Source organism: Nocardia asteroides, from assembly GCA_019930625.1.
Taxonomy (GTDB): Bacteria; Actinomycetota; Actinomycetes; order Mycobacteriales; family Mycobacteriaceae; genus Nocardia; species Nocardia sputi.
The window spans coordinates 2,577,652-2,602,489 of the sequence record CP082844.1 but is presented as its reverse complement, the minus strand read 5'-3'; the positions used below and the strand labels follow the sequence as shown (position 1 = coordinate 2,602,489).

The 24,838-nt window shown below is 67.7% G+C and carries 21 protein-coding genes and 3 tRNA genes; 12 read left to right on the top strand and 12 right to left on the bottom strand.

What is annotated here, in order from left to right:
• Window positions 1-44 precede the first annotated feature (44 nt).
• The 4 genes from K8O92_11830 to K8O92_11815 form a co-directional block, all read right to left on the bottom strand.
• Window positions 45-118 (bottom strand) — tRNA-Asp (locus tag K8O92_11830).
• 29 nt (window positions 119-147) lie between these two features.
• Window positions 148-220, bottom strand: a tRNA-Glu gene (locus K8O92_11825).
• A 94-nt stretch (window positions 221-314) separates the two neighbouring features.
• Window positions 315-980 (bottom strand): TetR family transcriptional regulator, encoded by a 666-nt coding sequence (locus K8O92_11820; GenBank protein UAK34468.1) that lies wholly within the window; start codon window positions 978-980, stop codon window positions 315-317.
• A gap of 92 nt (window positions 981-1,072) precedes the next feature.
• A complete protein-coding gene (locus tag K8O92_11815; GenBank protein UAK34467.1) occupies window positions 1,073-1,279 on the bottom strand; it encodes a hypothetical protein in 207 nt (68 codons plus the stop codon).
• A gap of 555 nt (window positions 1,280-1,834) precedes the next feature.
• Here K8O92_11815 and K8O92_11810 point away from each other — a divergent pair.
• The 6 genes from K8O92_11810 (at window position 1,835) to phoU (ending at window position 9,113) form a co-directional block, all read left to right on the top strand.
• Window positions 1,835-1,907: transfer RNA gene (locus tag K8O92_11810), tRNA-Lys, on the top strand.
• Between the two features lie 232 nt (window positions 1,908-2,139).
• On the top strand, window positions 2,140-3,072 hold the full coding sequence (locus K8O92_11805; protein UAK34466.1) for a hypothetical protein: 933 nt from the start codon (window positions 2,140-2,142) through the stop codon (window positions 3,070-3,072).
• Between the two features lie 455 nt (window positions 3,073-3,527).
• The gene (locus tag K8O92_11800) at window positions 3,528-4,499 is read left to right on the top strand and encodes an acyl-ACP desaturase (protein ID UAK34465.1); all 972 of its coding nucleotides are present in this window, start codon (window positions 3,528-3,530) and stop codon (window positions 4,497-4,499) included.
• A gap of 163 nt (window positions 4,500-4,662) precedes the next feature.
• Window positions 4,663-5,790, top strand: coding sequence for a tRNA dihydrouridine synthase DusB (gene dusB / locus K8O92_11795; GenBank protein UAK35638.1), 1,128 nt, complete (start codon window positions 4,663-4,665; stop codon window positions 5,788-5,790).
• A 161-nt stretch (window positions 5,791-5,951) separates the two neighbouring features.
• Window positions 5,952-8,261 (top strand): LCP family protein, encoded by a 2,310-nt coding sequence (locus K8O92_11790; GenBank protein UAK34464.1) that lies wholly within the window; start codon window positions 5,952-5,954, stop codon window positions 8,259-8,261.
• 189 nt (window positions 8,262-8,450) lie between these two features.
• On the top strand, window positions 8,451-9,113 hold the full coding sequence (gene phoU / locus K8O92_11785) for a phosphate signaling complex protein PhoU (GenBank protein ID UAK34463.1): 663 nt from the start codon (window positions 8,451-8,453) through the stop codon (window positions 9,111-9,113).
• A gap of 1,365 nt (window positions 9,114-10,478) precedes the next feature.
• Here phoU and pstB read toward each other — a convergent pair.
• The 6 genes from pstB to K8O92_11755 all read right to left on the bottom strand — a co-directional run bounded on the left by pstB (window position 10,479) and on the right by K8O92_11755 (window position 16,409).
• Window positions 10,479-11,255 (bottom strand): phosphate ABC transporter ATP-binding protein PstB, encoded by a 777-nt coding sequence (pstB, locus tag K8O92_11780; GenBank protein ID UAK34462.1) that lies wholly within the window; start codon window positions 11,253-11,255, stop codon window positions 10,479-10,481.
• A gap of 21 nt (window positions 11,256-11,276) precedes the next feature.
• Window positions 11,277-12,179: a phosphate ABC transporter permease PstA gene (pstA, locus tag K8O92_11775; GenBank protein UAK34461.1), complete on the bottom strand. Its 903-nt coding sequence runs from the start codon at window positions 12,177-12,179 to the stop codon at window positions 11,277-11,279.
• Window positions 12,179-13,150, bottom strand: a complete 972-nt coding sequence (pstC, locus tag K8O92_11770) for a phosphate ABC transporter permease subunit PstC (GenBank protein ID UAK35637.1) — start codon at window positions 13,148-13,150, stop codon at window positions 12,179-12,181. Before pstC ends, pstA begins: the two co-directional genes overlap by 1 nt.
• 90 nt (window positions 13,151-13,240) lie before the next feature.
• Window positions 13,241-14,353, bottom strand: a complete 1,113-nt coding sequence (pstS, locus tag K8O92_11765) for a phosphate ABC transporter substrate-binding protein PstS (protein ID UAK34460.1) — start codon at window positions 14,351-14,353, stop codon at window positions 13,241-13,243.
• Between the two features lie 242 nt (window positions 14,354-14,595).
• Entirely contained in the window at window positions 14,596-15,516 is a 921-nt protein-coding gene (mshD, locus tag K8O92_11760; protein UAK34459.1) for a mycothiol synthase, read from the bottom strand.
• Between the two features lie 128 nt (window positions 15,517-15,644).
• On the bottom strand, window positions 15,645-16,409 hold the full coding sequence (locus K8O92_11755) for a response regulator transcription factor (protein ID UAK34458.1): 765 nt from the start codon (window positions 16,407-16,409) through the stop codon (window positions 15,645-15,647).
• 293 nt (window positions 16,410-16,702) lie between these two features.
• On the opposite strand from K8O92_11755, the gene K8O92_11750 reads away from it, so the two are divergent.
• The 6 genes from K8O92_11750 to K8O92_11725 all read left to right on the top strand — a co-directional run bounded on the left by K8O92_11750 (window position 16,703) and on the right by K8O92_11725 (window position 20,886).
• Complete coding sequence (locus K8O92_11750) at window positions 16,703-17,503, top strand: LmeA family phospholipid-binding protein (protein UAK34457.1); 801 nt, start codon at window positions 16,703-16,705, stop codon at window positions 17,501-17,503.
• Entirely contained in the window at window positions 17,500-17,943 is a 444-nt protein-coding gene (locus K8O92_11745; GenBank protein ID UAK34456.1) for a thioredoxin family protein, read from the top strand. The genes K8O92_11750 and K8O92_11745 overlap by 4 nt, the downstream gene beginning before the upstream one ends.
• Window positions 17,944-18,230: 287 nt before the next feature.
• On the top strand, window positions 18,231-18,800 hold the full coding sequence (locus tag K8O92_11740) for a DUF4395 domain-containing protein (GenBank protein ID UAK34455.1): 570 nt from the start codon (window positions 18,231-18,233) through the stop codon (window positions 18,798-18,800).
• Between the two features lie 29 nt (window positions 18,801-18,829).
• Window positions 18,830-19,663 carry a sulfurtransferase gene (locus K8O92_11735; GenBank protein ID UAK34454.1) on the top strand — a complete coding sequence of 278 codons (834 nt, stop codon included), beginning with the start codon at window positions 18,830-18,832 and terminating at the stop codon, window positions 19,661-19,663.
• Between the two features lie 5 nt (window positions 19,664-19,668).
• Window positions 19,669-19,974 carry a DUF1416 domain-containing protein gene (locus K8O92_11730; GenBank protein UAK34453.1) on the top strand — a complete coding sequence of 102 codons (306 nt, stop codon included), beginning with the start codon at window positions 19,669-19,671 and terminating at the stop codon, window positions 19,972-19,974.
• A 204-nt stretch (window positions 19,975-20,178) separates the two neighbouring features.
• The gene (locus tag K8O92_11725) at window positions 20,179-20,886 is read left to right on the top strand and encodes an FABP family protein (protein ID UAK34452.1); all 708 of its coding nucleotides are present in this window, start codon (window positions 20,179-20,181) and stop codon (window positions 20,884-20,886) included.
• 289 nt (window positions 20,887-21,175) lie between these two features.
• Here K8O92_11725 and cydC read toward each other — a convergent pair whose 3' ends face one another.
• Together cydC and K8O92_11715 are read right to left on the bottom strand one after the other, a co-directional pair.
• Entirely contained in the window at window positions 21,176-22,984 is a 1,809-nt protein-coding gene (gene cydC, locus K8O92_11720) for a thiol reductant ABC exporter subunit CydC (GenBank protein UAK34451.1), read from the bottom strand.
• A complete protein-coding gene (locus K8O92_11715) occupies window positions 22,981-24,837 on the bottom strand; it encodes an ATP-binding cassette domain-containing protein (GenBank protein UAK34450.1) in 1,857 nt (618 codons plus the stop codon). Before K8O92_11715 ends, cydC begins: the two co-directional genes overlap by 4 nt.
• Window position 24,838: the final 1 nt, after the last annotated feature.

Genomic DNA, 24,838 nt, shown 5'->3' with positions numbered 1-24,838 from the left:
TGAATGCCATACGCGAAACGCCGGAAATCTCCGGCGCTTCTTTGCGACCCTGACGGGACTCGAACCCGCGACCTCCGCCGTGACAGGGCGGCGCGCTAACCAACTGCGCCACAGGGCCATGCTCTGCTACCAACGATCCGAAGACCGTACCCCCTACGGGATTCGAACCCGCGCTACCGCCTTGAAAGGGCGGCGTCCTAGGCCGCTAGACGAAGGGGGCTCGTCCCGGATTTCTCCGGACCGGCTTTCAACGGCTGTCCGTTGGGAGCTGGGATAGCTTATGACAGACCGGACCGGAATCCCAAACCGGCTGGTCAGAGGCTCAAACCGAGTTCCTCCAAGCGGGCTTGCGCGCGCCAGCCGTCGCTGCGGAACTTCTCCAGCCATTCCGGGGTGGCCATCGCCTCGACCACGACCTCCAGCGCCTCCTCGAACCGCGCCCGCAGATCGACCTGTCCGCCGAGCAGGTCCACCATGTACCGCTGGCCGGCCAGCGCGGCCGCGAGCGTGCGGGTGAACCGATCGGGATCGGCGTCCGCTCGCAGCTGCCCGTGGTCGATCGCGCGGACGGTGAGCACCCTGGTCGTGCGACCGAGGATGCGACCGCCGCCCGCCTGCACGTCACGGTAGAAATCCGGTTCGATGATCAAGCGGTACTCGGCCTGCACGATGATGTCGTGCTCGAGCCGCAGCGCGATCTCGTCGACCACCCCGTGCAGGATGTCCAACGGACTCAGGTCCGTTCGGGCCAGCCAGCGCTCGGCGGAGGCGCGGTAGCGTTCCACCGCCGTCTCCAGCACCGCGCGCGCCAGATCTTCTTTCGAATCGAAATGGAAGTACATGGCGCCCTTGGTGGCACGCGACCCTTCCAATATGCGGTTGAGCGATGCAGCGGCATAGCCGCTCTTCCCGAACTCAACGGCGGCGGACCTGATAATCGCCGCCCGTGTCCGGCGCGCCCGCTCTTGCTGCCGTGCCATGCTCGAAACGCCTCCGAAGCCTACTCGCCGCCAATCAGCCACCCCCGAAGGAACGGACCCTCGGCGCGAATTCATGAGTTTTTATAGATACTTCAAACCCGGTTTTCGCCCGATTTCAAACTCTCGGTACGAAAACTCGCGAAAAACCTGAAACACACCAGCTGGTATAGTTTGCCTGCCCGGGTGCGCCGCAGGGGGTGCGCATCCGGGCATTTCTTCGTCTCGAACGTGCCTCCTCCTGCGGCATCGAGTTCCGTCGAACCGTGGCCGGCCGGACCGGCCGCGGCGCCTTCGGACACAGCAACGACAATCCGAATTCCGCGGCGCCGACCGAGTCGGCGATTCTTTCGGAATTCACCAAGGCGTCACGGTACCCGGAATCCCGTTCCGACACGCGGCAAACCGAGGAGTAAGCGCGCCATCCGATTCCGATTTCTGTTACGGCAAATATTCGGCAACCTAAACGCGTCGTCCGATGGGTGCGCGAATTAGCCAGCGGCCCAGGGAGGTTCACTCGAGCCGACCGGCAACCCGGGCGCCCGACCGCCGCCCACACTTCGCCCGCCAACTCATGCCACGAGTCTTCCCCGCCCCGGGACGTTCACCCCCTGCAAATCCAAAGAGATTGTCAGCCAACATGATTGGATGATATCCAGATCCGGGTAAGATGAACAAAGCTGGGTACCAAATGTTTACCGCCTGCATCGCCCCCTCCACACGGCGCGTTACCCACCCTCGCGCGCCGCGCGACGCACCCGGGCGTGCCACGCCGACTTCCCCATCCATCCCGCCTCCCGACACGAACTCCCCCGATTGGGGCTTCCGGCCCCGACCGCACTACACTGTTCCTCCGCGCCCCTATAGCTCAGTTGGTAGAGCTACGGACTTTTAATCCGCAGGTCGTAGGTTCGAGCCCTACTGGGGGCACAAGTCGGGCGCCCGGTCACTCCGGGCGCCCGACCTGTTTCACGAAGTTCTCCGCCGGGAGGCACCGGCTGAGCGGCATCGAAGCACCCGCACGAAGCCTCCTCACCTGCTGCGCACGACGCCTCCGCCGGGTGCGACACCGCGGCCCGCTTTCGGAACGGCCGGATGCCGGAGTCGGGGCCCGATCCCGCCGCGCGGCGACCGCGACTGGCCGTAGGATCTGAGGTTGCCCATGGCCGGTGGCCCCACCGCCGAAGAACTGGAGCAATCCGTGCAGGCAGAAGACCTGAGTGGCGGCGGCCGCGACATCGATCGAGGTACCGATACCGACTCGGGCGAGGCTGGGGAGGACTGGCGCGACTGGCTCGCGGATTCCGACGCGGGGGACGAGGGCGTGGCGTCCGCGCGGTTCGAGGATCGCCGGAATGCGGCGGCGGCCGAAACGAGCGCGGCGACAGTCGATGGCGGTCACAGTCACTACTACGATCGACCTCCCGATCAGGCGCTGATCGACCGGTCCGGTGGCGGAGGGCGTGCCTCGGCGTCGTTGCCGTCCCGACCGCGTCGGCGCGAACCGCGTGGATTCAGGCCGCTGGCGGCCATCGGCGTAGTTCTCGGCGTCGTGACCCTGGTTGTGAACGTGCTCGTCATCACTGTCAGCACCGACAAGGCCACAACGCCGAAGCGCGAAGCCGCGGTCGCCTCGACCACGGTCGCTCCCGCGTCGACCACCGTCGTGACCGCCTCGACCATTGTGACGGCACCGCCCACGGCTGCCGCGCCCCCGCACGCTCACACCATGCCCGGATGTACGCAGGCTCGTTCCGAGGGACGGGTTTCGGGCACCGGACCGGGCGGCACCGGGAACGGGCCCGATGCCATCCTCGCGTTCGAGCACGCGTACTACGTGCTGCGCTCCGGCGCCGCCGCGCGGGCCGTCGTCGAGGGTGCCGCGATACCGGACGCCGAGGGCATACAGCGCGGCATCGACCAGGTGCCTGTCGATACCCGGTACTGCGTGGAGATCAGTGCCCTGTCGGACGGTCGGTACCTGGTCGACCTGTCCGAGCAGTGGCCCGGCGAAACGGCGGCGACCTTCACCCAGGTCGTGACCGTGACCAGCCGTGACGGCCGGACCCTGATCACAGCGATAGCCCCCGCCTGACCGACGTGGGGGCGGCGGCCCGGCCATATCTGTATTGCAGATCGCATGACGCACCGCGACACGGGCCGTATGGGGCCACCTGCTATCTCCCGGATGGGCACGACTCACCACGACCGCCGGTACCCACCCTGGCGAAACGCCGACAACACGGACTCGATGTGACAGTCCGACACACTCGGCCGCCGCACCAGTCAGGCAGCGATTTGTGCGATCGAGCACGGTCCGCTAACGATCTCGAGCCCGCGTCGATAGTCCCCTCGCCGCGGGTATTCCTCATACACTCTTGAGGATCACTGAACGGCGATGACGTCGTATGAGGTAGATCACCAGGGCATCGATCGTCTAACAGATGCGTTTCGCATCACACCTACGGTGCCGTAAGGTATGGCCGCATCGGTATCGGTCTACCTTGGGATGACCTGCACGACCGGAAGCACACACTGAAGGGTTCATACATGGCAAGGGATCTGACTCAACTCGAGCTTCTGACGGAGTTGGAGCCGGTTGCCGAAGAAAACGTCAACCGGCACCTCTCCCTGGCAAAGGAATGGCATCCGCACGACTACGTCCCGTGGGACGACGGCCGCAACTTCGCGGCACTCGGCGGCGTGGATTGGGATCCCGAGCAGTCTCGGCTCAACGAGGTCGCGAAGGCCGCCATGGTCACCAATCTGCTCACCGAGGACAACCTTCCCTCGTATCACAGGGAGATCGCCGAGAACTTCTCTCAGGACGGCGCATGGGGCACCTGGGTGGGCCGCTGGACCGCCGAGGAGAACCGCCACGGCATCGTGATGCGGGATTACCTCGTCGTCACCCGCGGCGTTGATCCGGTCGCCCTCGAGGAAGCCCGGATGGTCCACATGACCAATGGCTTCGCCTCCCCCGCCGAAGCCGATGCCGGCTTCCTGCATTCCGTCGCGTATGTCACCTTCCAGGAGCTCGCCACCCGGGTCAGCCACCGCAACACCGGCAAGGTGTGCGACGACCCGATCGCCGACCGCATGCTGCAGCGCGTCGCCGCCGACGAAAACCTGCACATGATCTTCTACCGCAATATGTGCGGTGCCGCCCTCGACCTGACCCCCGATCAGGCCATCGAGGCGATCACGCTGATTCTGGAGAACTTCCAGATGCCCGGCGCCGGCATGCCCAACTTCCGCCGTAACGGCGTGCTGATGGCCAAGCACGGCATCTACGACCTGCGCCAGCACCTGGAGGAGGTCGTCCAGCCGGTGCTGAAGAAGTGGAACATCTTCGAGCGCACCGACTTCACCCCCCGTGGCGAAGCGGTCCGCGATCGCCTCGGCCTGTTCCTGGACAAGCTCGCCAAGGACGTCGTCAAGTTCGAGGAGCAGCGCGATCGCATGCTCGCCCGCGAAGCCGCCAAGCGCGACCGCCAGATGGCGGGCAGTTCCGTAGGCTGACCGCGCGCAGCGACGCACGACGCCGCCGCCGTCCGGGCTTCCCGGCGGCGGCGCTGTATGAGCGGGCCGGTGTGCCGACATGCGCACTGGGCGAACGACCCGCTCCGGCCCACTTACGTGCGCAAATGAGACACTGGTCGGCGTGACGTTGACTACCGAGGCGATGGCCCAGCTGCGGATCGGGCCGTATCCGGTCGATCCGCCGGTCGTGCTCGCGCCGATGGCGGGCATCACGAATCTGGCGTTTCGCAAGTTGTGCCGCGAATTCGGCAGCCCGACCTCGATCTACGTGTGCGAGATGATCACCGCGCGGGCGGTGGTCGAGCGCAACGAGAAGACGCTGCACATGATGTCCTTCGACGCCGACGAGCACCCGCGCTCGATGCAGCTCTACGGTGTGGACCCGGCGACGCTCGGCGAAGCGGTGCGGATCATCGTCGGCGAAGGCTGGGCCGACCACATCGATCTCAACCTCGGCTGTCCCGTGCCCAAGGTCACCCGCCTCGGCGGCGGCGCCGCCCTGCCGTACAAGCGGACGCTGTTCCGACGCATCGTGCGCGCCATGGTGGCCGCCGCGGAACCCGCGGGAGTTCCGGTCACCGTGAAGTTCCGCATCGGCATCGATGACGACCACCTCACCTACCTGGACGCGGGACGCATCGCCGAAGCCGAAGGCGCGCGTGCGGTCGCGTTGCACGCCCGCACGGCGGCGCAACGGTACTCCGGGCAGGCCGAATGGACCGCGATCGCCCGCCTCAAAGAGGCCGTCACCTCCATTCCGGTGCTGGGCAACGGCGACATCTTCTCCGCCGCCGACGCGGTTCGCATGATGGACGAGACGGGCTGCGACGGCGTGGTGGTCGGTCGGGGCTGCTTGGGCAGGCCGTGGCTGTTCGCCGAGTTGCAGGCGGCGCTGCGCGGCGAGCCGCTGCCCGCGGCGCCCGATCTGGGCCGGGTCGGCGCGGTGCTGTACCGGCACGGCGCTTTGCTGTCGGAGCATCTCGGAGAGGACAAGGCCATGCGCGATCTGCGCAAGCACATGGCCTGGTACCTGATGGGATTCCCGGTGGGCGCGGACCTGCGGCGCGCGTTCGCCACCGTGGGCAGCCTCGCGCAGCTGGAAGACCTTGTCGGACAGCTCGATCCCACCGCGCCCTTCCCGAAGGACGCGGAAGGCCCGCGCGGCCGTCAGGGCTCGCCGGGCAAGGTCGCGCTGCCGCATGGTTGGCTCGACGACCCGGACGATCCGGCGGTGCCGCAGGCCGCCGATGTGATGCACAGCGGCGGCTGATCGGGCAACCTCATAGCGACCAACAGCTCCGAACACCGCTGTGAGCTGTTCGATTTCGCCGTGGGGTGGACCCCTGTGGCGGAATCGTTATCATTACGGGATCGGTGCCGCCGGTCCGGTTCGACCCAGGCGGAAAGCAAGACGAAAAGCGAGGTTCGTTGGTGGGTGACGATCGGCACGGGCGTTCGCCACGGCCCGGAGGTCGCGCCCCGTGGGAGCGGTATCCCGCGGAGGACTCTCCCGACCGGGACGCCGCACGCACGTCTCGCCGTTCGCGCCATACCGACGCCACCCCGGACCAGAATTCCGCCCCCCTGACGGTTCAGGATCTCGTCCAGCGGGTCGATAACGAGCGCAGTGGCCGTCGAGGCCGCCGCGCCGAGCCCACCCAATCGGATCCGTCCGCCGCGCCGAGCCGAGGTCGCCGCACGGAATCCGGCCCGGCGGCCCCGGCCGCCGCCAAAGGCCGGGGCCGCCCCGCCGAGCCGACGCCACCGATTCCCGGCTCCCCGGTGAACCGAGGTCGGCGCCCTGAGTCGCTACCGCCGCAGGCCGGCACCCCCTCGGCACGAATCAACCGTGCCGAAGCGCGGCAGGAAGCTCCTCGCAGGCCGGCCGACCCGGCCGCCGCCAATGGCCGCGGCGCCGCGGCCGGTCCCCGGCGCGCGCCGGATACACCACCTCCACGCCAGACGGGTAGCTCGCCGGTGGTTCAGGACATCACGGGAGCCACACCGGCCGCCCGCGCGGCTACCCGCCGCCCCGCCGAGCGCACGGCGCCCGATGCGCCGGTCGCGCGTCCGGAGCCGGAGCAGGCCGAAGAGGTCACCGACGTAATCCCCTCGATCGACGAACCGACGCGCGCGCTACGCAAGGGCGTGGGCTGGCCGACCAAGGACGGCAAGAGCGCCAAGCCGAAGGCCGTCGGCACCGCCCAGACCCGCCTGCAGGCCTCCCGGGAGCGCCGCAACAAGCGGCTACGCGCCACGGGACGAACCGGACTGGCCTTGAGCGCCGCGCTCGCGCTGCTGGTCACCGGCGGCGGCTGGAGCTACTTGCAGTCGACTACCGACAGCTTCACTCAGGTGTCGGCACTGGACGAGAACTCAGAGGACATCGTCGATTCCAACGCCCAACTCGGCGACGAGAATTACCTGCTCGTCGGCACCGATACCCGCGCAGGGGCCAACGGCAAGCTCGGCGCGGGCACTTTGGACGATGCCGAGGGCGCCCGCGCCGACACCACCATGCTGGTCCACATCCCGAAGTCCCGGAATCGGGTCGTCGTAGTCTCCTTCCCGCGCGACCTGGACGTGACCAGGCCCCAGTGCTATGGGTGGGACAACGAGAAAAACAAATACACCGACGAGAAGTTCCCGTCTGCCATGGGCGACAAGCTCAACGCCGTCTACAATCTCGGCGGCCCGATGTGCCTCGTCTCCACGATTCAGCGCCTCACCGGCGCGTCGATCAATCACTTCATCGGCATCGACTTCGCCGGTTTCGAGTCGATGGTCAACCAAATCGATGGCGTCGAGGTCTGCGCGTCCAAGCCGCTCGTGGACGACGTGCTCGGCACCATCCTCGAGCAGCCGGGCAAGCAGCGCATCGACGGCCAAACCGCGCTCAACTACGTGCGCGCCAGGCATGTCTACGGCGAGGAGCGCAGCGACTACGACCGCATCAACCGGCAGCAACGCTTCCTCGCTTCGCTGCTACGCGGCACCCTGTCCAGTAAGGTGCTGTTCAATCCGGGCAAGCTGAACGGCTTCATCAGCGCGTTCAGCCAGCACACCTGGGTCCAGAAGGTAGAACCGAGCGACCTTCTGATGCTGGGACGCTCACTGCAGAAGATCGACGCGGGCGCGGTCACCTTCATCACCGTTCCGACCGCGGGCACGACCTCCTACGGCAACGAGATTCCCCGTGAATCCGACATCAAGGCGATCTTCAAGGCGATCCGCGACGATCAGCCGCTGCCGGGAGAGAAGCCGTCCGTGCACGCGAACGCACCCGCTCCCGCCCCAGCCGCGCCAGGAACCGCCAAATACCGGGCGGCGGATCCCTCCACCGTCTCGCTGCTGGTGTCCAACGGCTCCGGCGTCGAAGGGCTGGCGCGCACGGCGGCCGCCAAGCTGGGCAACCAGGGCTTCACGATCTACAACACCGGCAACTACGCCAACGGCACCTCCCCGACGACGAAGGTCCGCTACGCCCCAGGCCTGGAGGCCGAGGCCGCGACCGTCGCGACCTCGATCCCCGGCGCGACCATCGAGGCAGCCGACGATCTCGGCGGCATCGTCGAGGTCGTCATCGGAGGCGACTCGAAGGCCGGCGTCACGGTGAAGGCGCCGACGCCGGTCGGTGACGAGATAACCAACGTCGCAACGAGCACCGCTACGGATTCAACGCCTGCCGTGCTGCCGTCGGACTTGGAACACGTCAACGCGGCCGACGAAATCTGCAAGTAGGGCTCTGCGCGCACCGAAGACGAAGGTGCGACACAGACCACAATGTTCGTGATGTCATCGTTTCGAAATCGGACGGGTGCTGATCGCGGTCATTGACGCATCAACGGCAACCTCCGCGCTAATGATGCACACCGGTCATTCACTCCCTGTTCGTGACTTGGTCAGCGCAGCGAACTAGTGTCAGCTGTTATGCGTGTCATCTACAACGAGCAAATGGCCGAGCTCGCCCACCTGCTGGGCGAGATGGCCGGGTTGGCCGGCTCGGCCATGGAGCGGGCTACCCAAGCTCTGCTCCAGGCGGACCTCGCGCTGGCGGAGCAGGTGATCGGCGAAGCCGACCGGATCGCCGAGCTGATCCAGGACGCCGAGGAGAAGGCCTTCGCTCTGCTCGCGCTGCAGGCGCCGGTCGCCGGTGATTTGCGGCAAGTGGTGAGCACGATCCAGATCGTCGCCGACGTGAACCGGATGGGCGCGCTCGCGTTGCATGTGGCCAAGGTCGCGCGCAGGCGTCATCCGAACCACGCGCTACCGGAGTCCGTCAACGGCTACTTCGCCGAGATGGGCCGCATCGCGGTGAACATGGGAGCCGGCGCGCGCGAGGTGCTGGAGACCCGCGACCCGGAGCGCGCGGCACAGTTGAACGAGGACGACGAGGCGATGGACGATCTGCACCGTCACCTCTTCACACTGCTCATGGACCGGGATTGGAAGTACGGCGTGGCGGCTGCCGTCGATGTCACGCTGCTCGGTCGCTACTACGAGCGCTTCGCCGATCACGCGGTTGAAATCGGCCGCCGTGTCATCTTCTTGGTCACCGGCGTGCTCCCGCCGGACCCCGACGCGGAGAAATAAGCGAAAAGCCTGCTGCGCTTGCCGTTTCGCATGCGGCGGTTGCTAGATCGGCCGCACGGGGCGGGAGTGCTCTGGTATTGCGTTACGCCGGAGGGTGTCCGGTCGGAAGGGGGGCGTCATGAACGTCGATCCAGCGGAGCTGCGCGGGTTGGCCGCGTCGATGGACGAGATCGGCGGCGAAATCGGCGCTTGACCGTGCGTGCCACCACCGATGCTCTCGGTAGTGGTCTGCCCGGTTCGGCGCTGAGCGATGTATGTTCCACCGTGGGTACGAATGTCGACGACGCATGGCGGTGATGGCCATGCGCGGTAAACGAGTTTCGAACATCGGGAAACGCGGCGCGCGAACTACGAAGTGTCCGACCAAGAGTTCCGCGCCGGCCTCGACGCGATGGACGCGCAGTTGTGAGGTAGACGAGCACGACGCCCACCGGACCGTAGGCACCGACAACGGCGAAATCGGCCCCGACCGCTAGTAGCGGGCGGGGCCGATCGTTGGACTGCAAGGTTATGCGCCGACGGCTTGCCAGTTGTCGACGGCATAGATTGCACCAGGCGCCGGTATCACTATCCGGAAACGGTGACCCATCCGTACTTGCCCCCGCCGAATGAGTAACATATCCACTTCGTCGAGCCCTCATAGCGAATGTTGCCAACGGTATACGCATCGCAAGGCGCTGTTGGCGCAGCCGCAGCTTGCGGCATCGTCGCGGCCAAGATCGTGGCCACACCGACCAACGCACCGGAGAGCAAGCGTACTGCCATCACGAAACCTCTTTCGCTTCAATAGAATTCACAGAGGTTGCGCAATTCGAACCCCCCTGTTCCACAGGCTACCGAATCATGCTCGAAGTCACAATGACTAGAGCGCACGTTCCGCACCCGTTCGCAAGGAATCCTCGGCCGGGATAGGTGCGACGCCACACCCACGCGAACACGGCTTCGGCGATCAGCCATCGGGTTTGTCGCCGATCGAAATTATCAGCGCGGCAGCGGTATCCGGCCCACGGGCGAATACCTGCGTTGTCACCTGGCGCCAGCCATTCGAGGAGTTCGCCGAGGTGCGTCTTCAGGTGGTCGGAGTGGGTCAGGCAATCGGAAACGCGTTGGGCGAGTGCCCGCAGTGCGAGTTGGGCCGCGTCGATCGGGTCGGCAAGTCCGGCCCGGGTCCGGCGTAACCGATTGCAGTCGCCGAATTTGCGGTCGGCGAGCTTGTTGCCGTTCGCAACCGCCGATCCGGAAGGGGACAGTTTTTCCGTCAGTGGACCGAACGCGGCGGCAGGCAAAGGCCCCACGCGGGATCCGCGACCAGGGCCTTCACTTTGCCGGTCGCAGCCTCGGTGCACAACCGCTCGGCAATCGGGATCAGCCGAAGCGGCCGGAGATGTAGTCTTCCGTGGCCTTCTGGGACGGGTTGGAGAAGATCTTCTCGGTGTCGTCGATCTCGATCAGCTTGCCCGGCTTGCCCTGGGCCTCCAGGTTGAAGAAACCGGTCTGGTCACTCACGCGCGCGGCCTGCTGCATGTTGTGGGTGACGATGACGATGGTGAATTCCTTCTTCAGCTCGGTGATCAGGTCCTCGATCGCCAGGGTGGAGATCGGGTCCAGCGCCGAGCAGGGCTCGTCCATGAGCAGCACGTCGGGCGATACGGCGATGGCACGCGCGATGCACAGACGCTGCTGCTGACCGCCGGAGAGGCCGCCGCCCGGCTTGTCCAAGCGGTCCTTCACCTCGTTCCACAGGTTGGCCCCGCGCAACGAGCGTTCGGCGACCTCGTCGAGTTCCTTCTTGCTGCGCACACCCTGCAGCTTCAGGCCCGCGACCACATTGTCCTTGATGGACATGGTGGGGAACGGGTTCGGTCGCTGGAAGACCATGCCGATCGTGCGGCGCACGCCCACCGGGTCGATCTGGGTGCCGTAGATGTCCTCGCCATCCAGCATTACCGCGCCCTCGACGTGAGCGTTCGGAGTTACCTCGTGCATGCGGTTGAGCGACCGCAGCACGGTGGACTTGCCACAACCCGAGGGACCGATGAAGGCGGTCACGCTGCGCGGCAGCACGGTCAGCGAGACATCGGACACGGCATGGAACTTGCCGTAGTAGATGTTCAGATCTTTGACGTCGATCCGCTTGGCCATTTTCGGTAATCCGTTCCGCTTCTATCGGTTCCGGGTGAGCAGGCGGTTGAGGACCGCGGCCGCCAGGTACAGGAGGGCGATGATGAGAATGAGGGTCAAAGCCGCGCCCCAGACCCGCTCGCGTCCGGCAGCTTCGGGGTTGGCCAGCTCCTGGTAGATCAACAGCGGCAGCGATGCCATGTTGCCGTCGAAGATGTTCGTGTTGATCGACTTGCTGTAGCCGACCAGCACCAGCACCGGAGCGGTCTCACCCATCACCCTGGCGATGGCCAGCAGGATGCCGCTGATCATGCCGGGCAGTGCGGTGGGTACCACGATCCGCACGATGGTCTTCCACTTCGGGATGCCGAGTGCGTAGGACGCTTCGCGCAGTTCGTCCGGCACGAGTTTGAGCATTTCCTCCGTGCTGCGGACGACCACCGGCAACATCAGCAGCACCAACGCCAGCGATACCGCCAGCGAGCTCTGCGGGAACCCGAGCGTCGCGATCCAGAGCGCGAAGATGAACAGGGCAGCGACGATCGACGGCACACCGGCCAGGATGTCGACCATGAACGTCGTGGTCTTGGCCAGCACGCCGCGGCCGTACTCGACCAGATAGACCGCGGCCATGATGCCGAGCGGCACCGCGATCACGGTCGCGACCAACGACTGCACGACGGTGCCGTAGATGGCGTGGTAAACGCCGCCCGCGACCTGATTGGGCAGCACGCCCTTCAGGGAGTTCTGCCACCAGTTCGCCCGGACCACGGCGCTGAACCCCTTGGTGACCACCATGATCAGCACCCATGCCAGCGGCACGAGCGCGATACCGAACGCCGTCCAGACCAAACCGGTGGCGAGGTTGTTGCGAATCCGGCGCGCCAGGCTCACGTCCCGGAAGGTGGGCGGCTTGATCGGCCGGTCCAGAGTCGAGGTGGTCATCACCCGTTCACCCTTCCGCCTGCGGCGAGTCGAGCCAGCGCATTCACGACGAAGGTCAGCGCGAACAGCACGAAGCCTGCCGCGATGTACGCGCCGGTCGGCAGCGGGTCACTGAATTCCGCGGCCGCCGAGGCGATTTTGGAGGCGAAGGTGTAGCCGCCGTCGAACACCGACCACTGCCCCGGCTGGGCGGCCGTCTTCAGCACGATCAGCACGGCGATCGTCTCACCCAGAGCGCGCCCGAGGCCGAGCATGGCGCCGGCGATCATGCCGCTGCGGCCGTACGGCAGCACCGTCATGCGGACGACTTCCCATTTCGTCGCACCGAGCGCCTGCGCCGCCTCGATGTGCGCACGGGGGGTGAGGTTGAACACCTCGCGGCTGACCGACGTGATGATCGGCAGGATCATCACCGCGAGCACGACGCCCGCGGTGAAGATCGTGCCGCCGCTGGCCAGCGGGATGTTGCCGTCCGAGAAGAGGAACAACCATCCCAGGTTGTCGTTGAAGAAGGTCTGGACCGGCTCCAGCTGCGGAGCCAATACCAGGATTCCCCAGAGACCGAACACGATCGAGGGCACCGCGGCGAGCAGATCGACGAGCACCGAGAACGGCCGCGCCAGCGTCTTCGGCGCGTAGTGCGTCAGGAACAGCGCGATGCCGATGCCGATGGGAACGGCAAGCACCAGAGCGAAGATCGAACTCAACACCGTGACCATGAACAGGTCCCGGATGCCGAACCGTAGGTTGTTGGCATCGGAGGTGTTGAACTCGGCGCTGGTGAAGAAGTTCGCGTCGTTCTCCAGCACCGACGGCACCGCTCGGATGAGCAGGAACAGCGCGATCAACGCGATGGACGCGACGATGATCGCACCCGCCGCCGTGGCCAGCGAGCGGAAGATGATCTCCGCGCGCGGGCTGTGCGGGCGACGGCTCCTCGCGGCCGGTTCGTTGCTCGGCTTACTCGGCATGAGCGCAGTATCTCCGCCTGTCCGCTGGTCGGTCGAATCCGACTGACCCGCGGCGGCGATCTCGTCGTGAACGGTCATGGGGGGCTGCTATCAGGAGATGGCGTTGATGGCGGTGGTCAGCTTGGTCTTGAACTGCTCCGGGATCGGGATGTACCCGGCCTCGTCCAAGCCCTGCTGGCCGTTGGTGACCGCGGAGGTGAGGAAGGCCTTCACCGCCGTGGCCGTCGCGGCGTCGGCGTACTTCGAGCACACGATCTCGTAGGTCGGCATCACAATGGGGTACGCGCCCGCCACCGTCGGCTTGTAGAACGAAGAGGTGTCGATGATCAGGTCGTTGCCCTGGCCGGAGATCTTCGCCGACTCGATCGCCTTGCCCGCCGACTCGACGCTGAGGGTCACCGGGTCCTTGCTCGCCGAGGTGACGATGCGCGCGATCGACAGGTTCTGCGCCTTCGCGAAGGACCACTCGTTGTAGGTGATCGAGTTCTTGGTGCTCTTCACGGCGGCCGAGGTGCCCTCGTTGCCCTTCGAACCGGCGCCGACGCCGCCGTTGAAGGCCTTGCCCGCGCCCTTGCCCCAGGCGCCGTCGGAGGCGGCGTCCAGGTAGAGCTGGAAGTTGTCGGTGGTGCCGGACTCGTCGCTGCGGAAGATCACCGCGATCGGCTCGGACGGCAGCTTGGCGTTGGGGTTCAGCGCCTTGATCTCAGGAGCGTCCCACGTGGTCACGGCGCCGTTGAAGATCTTGGCGGCGGTAGGGCCGTCGAGCGCGAGATCGGTCACACCGTCGATGTTGTAGGTGATCGCCACCGGGCCGAACACGGTGGGCAGGTTCCACGCGGGCGAGGCGCAACGGTCGGCGGCCTTCTTCGGCTCGTCCTTCTTCGAGCTCAGCGGGGAGTCGGAGCCACCGAAATCGGTCTGGCCGCCGATGAACTCGCTCACACCCGCGCCCGAACCACTCGAGGTGTAGTTGAGCGTGGAGCCGTCGCAGTTCTTCTCGTAGGCGGCGATGAAGCGCTCCATCGCGTTCTTCTGCGCCGAGGAACCACTGGCCTTGAGGGCCTCCTTGCCGCCGCACGCCACGTCGACCTTGGCCACATTGCCGCTGTCGGAAGAGGTGTTGTCGTCGCTGCCACAGGCGGCGAGCGTCATCGCGCCGACGGCCAGCACACCGACGAGGGCGCTGCTGCGCTTGAGATTCACTGATTCCTCCGGAATCGCGTCCTACTCGTCCGGTCCCTCACCGGCCCGGACGGGTGCCGTGGTGCTGTTCGCGGGGAACTTGCGCACCAGGCAGCAGTGTGCTGCCCTCACTCAACCTAAAGTCACGTGGTTGACAGTTGGACCGAACTGAGTGAACGGAGAGTGAACAGGCCGGCGCGATTGCTCTCGGGAGATGTGACGTTTGCCCCAGTTTTACTCCCGGACACCCGGTCTGCCGCCTCCTATTCAGACTCCGCCGCGGCGTAGGCGACGTCGACGTGCGCCGGAGCGAACCCGAGCCGGGTATAAGTGCGCACCGCGGCGGCGTTGTCCGCCTCGGTGTAGAGCAACACCTCGGTCGATCCACGGTCCCGCAAGTGGCGCAGACCTGCCAGCGTGAGCAGGCGGCCGAGCCCGCGACCCTGCGCCGCAGGGTCGATGCCGACCACGTAGACCTCACCGAGCGGCGGGTTCTCTCCTTGGTGCACCTTGGTCCAGTGGAATCCGAGCAGACGATCGGGGGCGGCGGTGTCGAATGCCAGGAACAGGCCCGCCGGATCGAACCACGACTCGTTGCGGCGGATCTCGAGATCGCGTGCGGTCCACCCGCCCTGTTCGGGGTGCCAGGCGAAGGCGGCGCCGTTCACCCGCAGCAATTCCGCGTCGTCGGCGCGACCGGCGTAGGTGCGCAACGCGATGCCGTCCGGCACGGCCAATTCTGGTAGCTCAGGTGTTGCCAGCGACCGCCGCATCTGCCACAACTCACGCGCAGTCCGCAGCCCCAGATGCGCAGCGACAGCCTTGGCCGCGGGCCGGTCACCGTGCGCCCAGACCCGTGCGCCCGGTCCGCCCGCGGCCAAGGCGGCCGTGACCAGCTCGGTACCCACGCCGTGGCCGCGCTGGGCCGGATCGACCGCCACCTCTGCCATGGCGGGATGTTCGCCATGCGCTGGAACGAGATTCGCGTAGCCCGCGAGCGCGCCGTCGCGCCGCGCGAGCAGATGACGCGTCCCCGTGTCGGCGCCGGAAGTCAGCGACAGCACCGCCTGTTCCGAGACGGGGGCGACCCCGTCTGCCGCGGTGGCCCGTGCCAGCAAAGCGGTGATGGCCTGTGCCGTGTCCGCATCGGGACGGTCGATCCACTGTGTCGTCGCGCCGCTCATCGGCCTCCGTTCATCGAGCCAGCGGACCCCGCGCGGAGTCCGCTCCTGGCAACGTCGTGCAAGCGGGCGGCATTTCGACCTCGGCCTGCCACGACGACGGCATCATCGAAGCGCCCGCCCGGCGGAACTCACGGTGCGGAGCCGTTGACCGGCGTGAGCGGGGAGTCGTCGGTGCCCTCGTTGTCGTCGTCGTGGAAGCTCACCGGCTCGCCCTTGACCGCCGCGCGCGACGGGCGCACAGCCTTGTAACCGACATTGCGCACCGTGCCGATGAGCGACTCGTACTCGGTGCCGAGCTTGGCGCGCAGACGACGCACGTGCACGTCCACGGTGCGGGTGCCGCCGAAGAAGTCGTAACCCCACACTTCTTGCAGCAGCTGCGCGCGGGTGAAGACCCGGCCCGCGTGCTGCGCCAGATACTTCAGCAGCTCGAACTCCTTGTAGGTGAGATCGAGCGGACGACCGCGCAACCGCGCGGTGTAGGTGCCCTCATCGATCACCAGCTCACCGAGGGTGATCTTGCCGGTATTCTCCGGGCTGGCGACGCCGCCGTTGCGCCCGACCAGCAGCCGCAGCCTGGCGTCGAGTTCGGCGGGGCCGGTTCCGGGCAGCAGGATGTCGTCGAGTCCCCAGTCGGCGTTCACCGCGACCAGGCCGCCCTCGGTGAGCACGGCGACGACCGGCACGGAGGACCCGGTGCTGCCGAGCAGGCGGCACAGCCCGCGAGCGGCGGCGAGGTCGGTCCTGGCGTCGACCAGGGCGACGTCCGCGGTGCCTGCCTCGAGCAGCGAGGCCACTTCCGTCGGCGCCGGGCGCACGTTGTGCGCCAGCAACGCCAGCGAGGGCAACACCGACTCGGGGTTGGGGTCGGAGGTAAGCAGGAGCAGCTCCACAGGCCCTCCTCCCATCTCGTAGCCACGCGGATACGGCAGCACTGCCGCGGCCACGTCGCTAATCACAGGTAATCGGATGCAAGATTAGCGCGTAACAAGGCATGACCACGCATTCCGGGTCCGCGGCCGCACCGGAGGACACCCGGCGGCCGGGCGCGAGCCAACCGATATGGTGCGTACATGGGTTACGTATCGGGCATGCCCGCCACCGGCGGGGCGGCCGATACGGCAATCGAACGCGCGCCGCGCGGCTCCCGGTCGCCGCGGCCCGAGACCCGGAGAGACGGGGGAGCATGCGCAAGCTGATCATCGGCCTGCTGTGTCTGGCGGGATTCGCCGTCGTCGCCGACTTCAGTACCGCGGCCTATTCGGAGTATCGCGTGTCCAGGGCGCTGCGCGACGGCGCCGATCTCACCGCCGATCCGGAGGTGACGATCCACGGTTTCCCGTTTCTCGGCCAGGCCTGGGACAGCCGCTACGACCACGTGGAGATCCGTGCGCGCGCGAAGCGGGAGGACATCCCGGGCGAGATCGCGTTGGAGGCGACGCTGACCGGAGTGCGGCTGCCGGTCGGCGAACTGGTCGACGGCAGCCTGCGCGGCGTGCCCGTGGAGCGGGTGGACAGCAGGTTGCGGGTGGAGCCCACCGAGCTCGGCCGACTGTTCACGATCCCCGATCTGCAAGTGCATTCGCGGCCCGCGGACAAGTCCGACGGGACCGGCGGATCGGGCGGTTCCGGTATGACCACCACCGGCGCGCTCGTGCTCACCGGCACCCTGCCGGAGACCCCCGGCGCGCAGTACGGCGGCGAGAAGGTCAGCGTGCAGGCCGACCTCCTGCTCGACGGCGATCAGGTCAAGATCGTGGCGACCGGCTTCTATCGCGGCGGCCCCGGTACCGAGACCACTCCGGTGGCGGTGATCACCGAAGCCGATCGCCCTGCCGTGCTCGCCCGGTTCACCCGTACCATCGACACGAAGGAGTTGCCGTTCGGTGTCCGGCCCACCAAGGTCTCCGCCCAGGGCGGTCAGATCGTCGTGGAGGGCAAGGGCGTGAACGTCACGATCGACCTCGACCGATTGCAGCGACCATGATCCAGATCACCATCCTCGCAGTGGCACTGCTCGCCGCGCTGGCGGTGGGCGTCCTGCTGCGCAGGCGCGAAGGCAAGGTCCGCGCGGCCGAAAGCATCGAAGTCTCCGATTCGGCCCGCGCCGAACTGCTGGCGGCCGTCGGCGTGACCGGCGCCGGTCCCGCGGTCCTGCATTTCTCCGCCGAATGGTGCGGACCGTGCGACGCGGTTCGCCGGGTGGTTGCCAATGTCGCCGACCAGCTCGCGGGATCGCCGCAGCCGCCGCAGGACATCGAGGTGGACATCGACGCCGAGCCCGCGCTCGCCCGAGAGTTGAACGTGCTCTCGCTGCCCACCACGTTCGTCTTCGACGTCGAGGGCCGGGAACGGTTCCGCATCTCCGGCGTCCCGAAGGTCACGGACCTGCACTCCGCGCTCGAGCCGCTCACCGCAGCCGCCTGAGCTGCGACGACAAGGCCCCTCGACGGTTGTGATCCACCCCGGGTCCTATTCCCCCGCCGAATTGGGTAAACTGCTGTCGTGCTTTCCAACCACGAGCTGATGCTCACCCGACGCCGCACAGTGGATCTGTGTCGGCTCGGTGGTTGTTGCTGCCTGTGCCGCTGATCGGTCGGCTTTCCCGGATTTCCTGACGCCGACCTCTGTCCGCCGCGCGAGTGATCTCACGATCCCCCGGCGAATTGGCAATCCTTCAGTGATCGGACTAATTCAGCGCAGGAGTACGCACAATGTCCACCGAGATCCGAAACAATTCCGAAACCGCTGTTACTCCCACCGGCCAGGTGGATGTTCGCGGCCCCCGATTCGCCGCATGGGTGACCACCGCCGCCCTGGTCCTCGTCCTGATCGCCGCCGCGTTCTCGACAGTGGCCGCCGCGGTATTGATCGGCGCGCAGGCGGTTGTCTTCGCGGTCGGCGCGGCCCTCGGTCCGCGCCGCCACCCGTACGGGCGGATCTACGCCGCCTTCGGCGCGCCGCGCCTGGCGCCGACCGGCGAGACCGAGCCCGCGGCCCCGCTGCGGTTCGCTCAGCTGCTCGGTTTCGTCTTCGCGGCCGTCAGCCTGCTGGGCTTCGCGCTCGGCTCCACAGTCGTCGGCGCGGTGTTCGCCGGCTTCGCCCTGTTCGCGGCGTTCCTGAACGCGGCGTTCGGGATCTGCCTGGGTTGCCGGATCTATCCGCTGGTGACCCGCCTCCGCAGGACCGTTCCGGACAGCGGTGTTCGCGAGCCCTCCGTGGCCACGCGAGCTTCCGTCCCCGGGCGGGACGCGCACACCGCCGGGTCACCGGCATCGAACTGACCCTGCAAGTCATCTCTGAAAGGAAAACAATGGCTCGCTCCGATGTCCTGGTCTCCGTTGACTGGGCCGAAGAGAACCTCAACGCCCCCGGCGTCGTCTTCGTCGAGGTCGACGAGGACACCTCCGCCTACGACGGTGGTCACATCGAGGGTGCCGTCCGGCTCGACTGGAAGAAGGACCTGCAGGATCAGGTTCGTCGCGACTTCGTGAACCAGGAGCAGTTCTCCGATCTGCTCTCGGCGCGCGGCATCTCCAACGACGACGAGGTCATCCTGTACGGCGGCAACAACAACTGGTTCGCCGCGTACGCCTACTGGTACTTCAAGCTGTACGGCCACAACAACGTCAAGCTGCTCGACGGTGGCCGCAAGAAGTGGGAGCTGGACGGCCGTCCGCTGTCCACCGCACCGGTGAACCGGCCCGCCACCCAGTACAAGGCCGCCGCGCCCGATCTGTCCATCCGCGCCTTCCGCGACGAGGTCATCGCGGCCATCGGCACCAAGAACCTGGTCGACGTGCGTTCGCCCGACGAGTTCACCGGCAAGATCCTGGCGCCCGCGCACCTGCCGCAGGAGCAGAGCCAGCGTCCCGGCCACATCCCCGGCGCCATCAACGTGCCGTGGAGCAAGGCCGCGAACGAGGACGGCACCTTCAAGTCCGACGCGGAACTGGCCGAGATCTACAAGGAAGCCGGCCTGGACGGCGAGAAGGAGACCATCGCCTACTGCCGGATCGGCGAGCGCTCCTCGCACACCTGGTTCGTGCTGCAGGAACTGCTCGGCCACCAGAACGTCAAGAACTACGACGGGAGCTGGACCGAGTACGGCTCCCTCGTCGGAGCCCCGATCGAGTTGGGAGAGTAATCGATATGTGTGCAGCACCTACTCAGGGTCAGGCCATCCCGGCCGGCGTCGACGTGGAGAAGGAGACGGTCATCACCGGCCGTGTCGTGAGCACCGACGGTCAGCCGGTGGGCGGTGCGTTCGTGCGCCTGCTCGACGGCAACGGTGATTTCACCGCCGAGGTCGTCGCGTCCGGCACCGGTGACTTCCGGTTCTTCGCGGCCCCCGGCTCGTGGACCGTCCGCGCGCTGTCCTCGGCGGGCAACGGCTCCGCCGAGGTGCGCCCCGAAGGCGCGGGCATCCACTCGGTCGATGTCGCGGTCGCCAAGTAAGACCTCGCCGAGTAATACATCGCACTCGTCGAACGGCTCCGGTCGTTTCCGCCCCGCGGAAGCACCGGGGCCGTTTGCGTACCGCGGAAGGGGGGTCGTTAAACTCGGGAACGTGGTCCTCTTCTTCGAGATTCTGCTGGTGGCCGTGGCCGTTCTGATCGGCTGGTTCGGCCTCTACGTCTTCTACCGGCTCTTCACCGAATCATGAGCGAACTCGCGAGCGAAGGTTCCAACCCGGCCGAGCGAGCGAGTGAACAACTGAACGGCGACGCTCCGGCCGATTTCGCCGGTCGCCGTAGCGGCGACCAGGCTGTGGCCGACGCTGCCGAACGGGCGAAATCGACCGGCGCCCGCAATATCCCGGTCCTGCCGGATCTTCCGCTGCCCGAGGACACCGCCAACCTGCGCTTGGGACCGGATCTGAGCGCCTCGATGCTCGCGCTACTCCCGCTGGTGGGCGTATGGCGCGGCGAGGGGGAAGGCAACGATCCCGAGCGCGGTGACTACCGATTCGGCCAGCAGATCGTCGTCTCGCACGACGGCGGTGACTACCTGGCCTGGGAGTCCCGGTCCTGGGTGATCGGCGCCGACGGCGGCTACGACGGCCCCGACCTTCGGGAGAGCGGCTTCTGGCGAGTCGGCATCGACGGCAACGACGAGGTCATCGAATTGCTGCTCTCGCACAGCAGCGGCATCGTGGAGCTGTTCTACGGGCAGGCGCTGACCCAGTCGTCCTGGGAACTGGCCACCGACGTGGTGATCCGCAGCCAGTCCGGCGTCGTCGTGGGCGGCGCCAAGCGCCTCTACGGCATCGTCGAAGGCGGCGACCTGGCTTACGTCGAGGAACGCGTCGTAGCCGACGGCCCGCTCGAACCCCGCCTCTCGGCCCGCCTTCAGCGCTACATCGGCTAGGTTCTCCACCACCACCGGAGTTCAGTCTTCCGAGGAGCGCAAGCCACTGTTCCCGGACAGACGAAAATGGAACAGCCCCCGAGCCATACCGGTGCCACTCGCGTGGCACAGGTCCGGTCGGACAGACCGGGGCTCGGGGGCCGGGTGACTGCCTGGAATTCGCTCAGCGCTCGCGCGGGCGAAATCCACCTGCAGCGGTGGCGCTAGCGGACAGCCACCTCACGTGTCCTATGAATATCCATTCTTCGAACCACCTCCTTCCTCGTGTACGAACGAATCTAGCGATGCGTCAGCGGCTCGGCAACGGAATTTCTCGGTGGGCGGAAAGGGTGGCGCCACAAGCCGGTTCACGGCGCGCGTAATCGGTCGTGACCTGGCCCGACGCCGCTATGCGCAGCACCGTGTCGGCCCGCTGGTCGTCCGGCAATTGGTGGGTGACGACGACCACGATGCGGTCGGGCTCGACGAGCCCGCTGTCGGCATCCAGCAAGTCGCGCAGCAGCTTCGCGCCGGCCTCGGCCTCCAGGTGCTCGGTCGGCTCGTCGAGCAGCAACACCCGCGCGGGCGACACCAGGGCGCGGGCGAGCAGGATCCGACGGCGCTGGCCGCCCGAGACGGCCGCCGCTCCGCCCACCAGGTCGGTATGGATTCCTTCCGGCAGCCCGTCCAACCAGTCCCCGAGACCAACGGCGCGCAGCGCCTTCTCGGCTTGCCCTGCGGTGAGATCGCCGCGGGCGACCCGCAGATTCTCCAGTACGGAGGTGCCGAAGAGGTGCGCGTCTTCGGCGAAGAAGGTGACGCCGGGGCGGGGTGTGCCGAACAACCCCGCCCATGTCATCAGCAGTGTCGTCTTCCCGGCGCCGCTCGGGCCGACCACGGCGATGCGTCGTCCCCGGGGCAGCTCCGGCACACGCACCTCGCCGGGCCGGGCGGAAGCGACACTCCGCCTTTGTTCTTGTCCCAGCTCTGCAACCCACCCGGGTGGGGCGTCACCGGAGTCGGTCGCGCCCGAAACGAGTTCAGCCGCGGGGCTCACCGACCCACCATCAGGGGATTCGAATTCGGTCAGGCGACGCAGGGCCGCGCGGGCGGTGGTCAGGGCCTGCGCCGCGGCGGGCAGCGGGCCGACCGCTTCGAAGGCCGACAGCGGCAACAGGACCAAGACGACGAGCGCCATAGGTGTCATCGCACCCGGTGTGCCGCCGTCGGGACCGTAGACCGTGATGCCGATGAGGAGAGCGGCCAGCACGGTGACGCCGATCGACAGCGGGGTGGCCGCGGCCGACCAAGCGCTGCGCGCGGCAGCCCGGTCCTCGGCGGCGACCGCCCGGCGCGACGCTTCTCCCGCCGCGGCGAGGGCGGCGTCGAGGCGTCCGGCGACGCGCAGTTCGGCGGCATGGTCGAGGACCGTCAGAGCCTGCGCGGTGAACTCCGCCCGGTCGGCGCGCACGGCGCGTTCGGCCGCGGACGCCGCCTCGGCCGACAGCCACGGTGCGACGATGCCCGACAGGGCCAGCGCGCCGGCCAGGATCGCGGCAGCGGCAGGCGAGATCGTCGCCAGGAGCGCGACGGCCGCGACCGCGAGGACGACGGCCACCGCGACCGGCACGAACGCACGCACCACCACCGCCCCCAGATCGTCGATGTCGCTGCCGATACGGACGAGCAGGTCGCCGCGGCGCGGCGGGCCGGAAGTCCCGGTGTCCACGCGGCCGCCCGAGGTCTCCGGTCGGCGCAGCCAGAAATCCGAGCGTGCGAGCGTTCGATAGACCGTCGTACGCGCCGTCGTCATGGCTCGCAGGGCGACGTCGTGGGTGGCGAGTCGTTCCAGATACCGGCACAGACCACGGGAGATCCCGAGCGCGCGCACCGTGACCACGGCGATGCTCAGGTCGAGTACCGGCGGCATCTGCCAGGCTCGCGCGATCAACCACGCCGCCAGCGCCGCGAGCCCGAGCCCACTGCCCAGCGCCAGCACACCCCACCCGATCGCCACCGCGACCCGCAGGCGAGACAATGCGAGCAGCGCCCACATCCGGCGCAGATCATCGAGCAGAGCGCCCGCACCGCGCGGACGAGCGGCTATTCGCGTGCTCATCGGAGGGCCTCCGCTCGGTCGGCTCGTACCCGCACGACATGGTCGGCCGCGGCGAGCAGGGTGGGACGATGCCCGATCACGACGACTGTCGCTCCCGCGCGGGCCCTTCCCTGGAGGGCGGCCAGCACGGTGGCTTCGGCGACCGCATCGAGGTGCGCGGTCGGCTCATCGAGCAGCAGGATCGGGCGGTCGGTGGCCAGCACCCTGGTCAGCGCGAGACGTTGGCGCTGGCCGAGCGACAGACCCACACCGCCGGGCCCGACGAGGGTATTCCAGCGGTCGGGCAGTTCGTCCAGCACGGCGTCGAAACCGGTCGCCAGACATGCCGCTTCGAGATCGCCGACGACTCGCGCGGGACCGGGCGCGGTGTGGTCGGCCGTGTGCACGCCGAGCAGGTCCAGGTTGTCCCGCAAGGTGCCCGGCACCAGGACCGGACGCTGCGGCAGCCACGCCACCCGCGCCCACCAATGGTCCGCGTCCAGCTCACGTACGTCCACGCCGTCGACGGTCGCAGCGCCTCGGTCAGGGCTGAGCAGCCCCAGGATCGCCTGCACGGCAGTTGTTTTGCCGCTTCCGTTGGGACCGGCCAGCACCGTGAGGGAGCCGGGCCGCAAGGTCGCCGACAAATCCGCGGGTGCGAACCCGTCCCGGGCCCGCACCGAGAGGTCGCGCAGAGCGATCGTCGCAGCACCCCCTGCGGAGATGCCGCGGCCGAACGTCGTCACGGCGGGTTTCCACCCCTCGATGCCGCCGCCCTTGTGGACTGCCATCGACTCGTCCGGTGCCGTCCCCGTGATGCCGGCCCGCTCGGCAGGCGTGGATTCGAGGATCGCGAACGCCTTGTCCGCGGCTGCCATACCGTCCTGTGCGGCATGGAACCGTTCACCGACCATCCGCAGCGGCAGGTACACCTCGGGCGCGAGCACCAGCGCCACCAAGCCCGCGTACAGGCTCATGTCACCGAAGACCAGGCGCAGCCCGATGGACACCGCGATCAGCGCCACGCTCAGGGTCGCGAGCAGTTCCAGCACCATCGAGGACAGGAAGGCCACGCGCAGCGCCCGCATGGTGCGCTGCCGCAGCGTGTCACCGAGATCGCGTACGCGGTGCCGCATGGTGCTCGCGTGGCCGGCGCCGGGGTCCTCCTGCCGCGCCCGCGCGGCGTGTTGAGGCGGAAGGGGTTGCTCGGCGCCGGTTTCCCGGCCGAGCGCACGCAACGTCGGCATGCCCGCGAACAGGTCGAGCAATTGGTCCGACAGCCGGGTGGTGGCCGCGAGCGTGGCTTCGGCGCGCCCCTGGGTCAGCAGCCCGATGAGGATCATGAATATCGGGATGAGCGGCAACGTGATCACCACGATCACTCCGGACGTCACATCGTGCGCCGCGATGACCGTGAGCACGATGGGCGGAACCAGCACCGCCAGCAGCAGAGCGGGCAGGTAACCGACGAGATAGCCGCGCAACCCGGACAACCCCGTGCCGACGACCACCGCCAATTCCGTCCGGCGCGTGTCGAGTTCGCGGGGGGACAGTCGCGCGCCTGCGGCGAGCACCGCGCTTTCCAGCTCCGCCACCACGCTCGCGCCCGCTCGGTGCGCCAGCCGGGACTGCCACCAAGTGGCGAGCACCCGGCCCGTGATCGCGAGCGCGAGCACGACCAGTTCGATCGTCCACGCACCGAGGGAACGCTGGCCAGGGTCGGTGACCACCCCGGCCAGCACCCGTCCGATCATCACCGCCGTCGCCACGATCGCCGCGGTGACGACCAGCGACAGCAGCACGCTCAGCGCCAGGTAGCCGCGGGCCGAGCGGGCATACCGCCACAGGCGCGGATCGATCGGCGGACGGGCCATG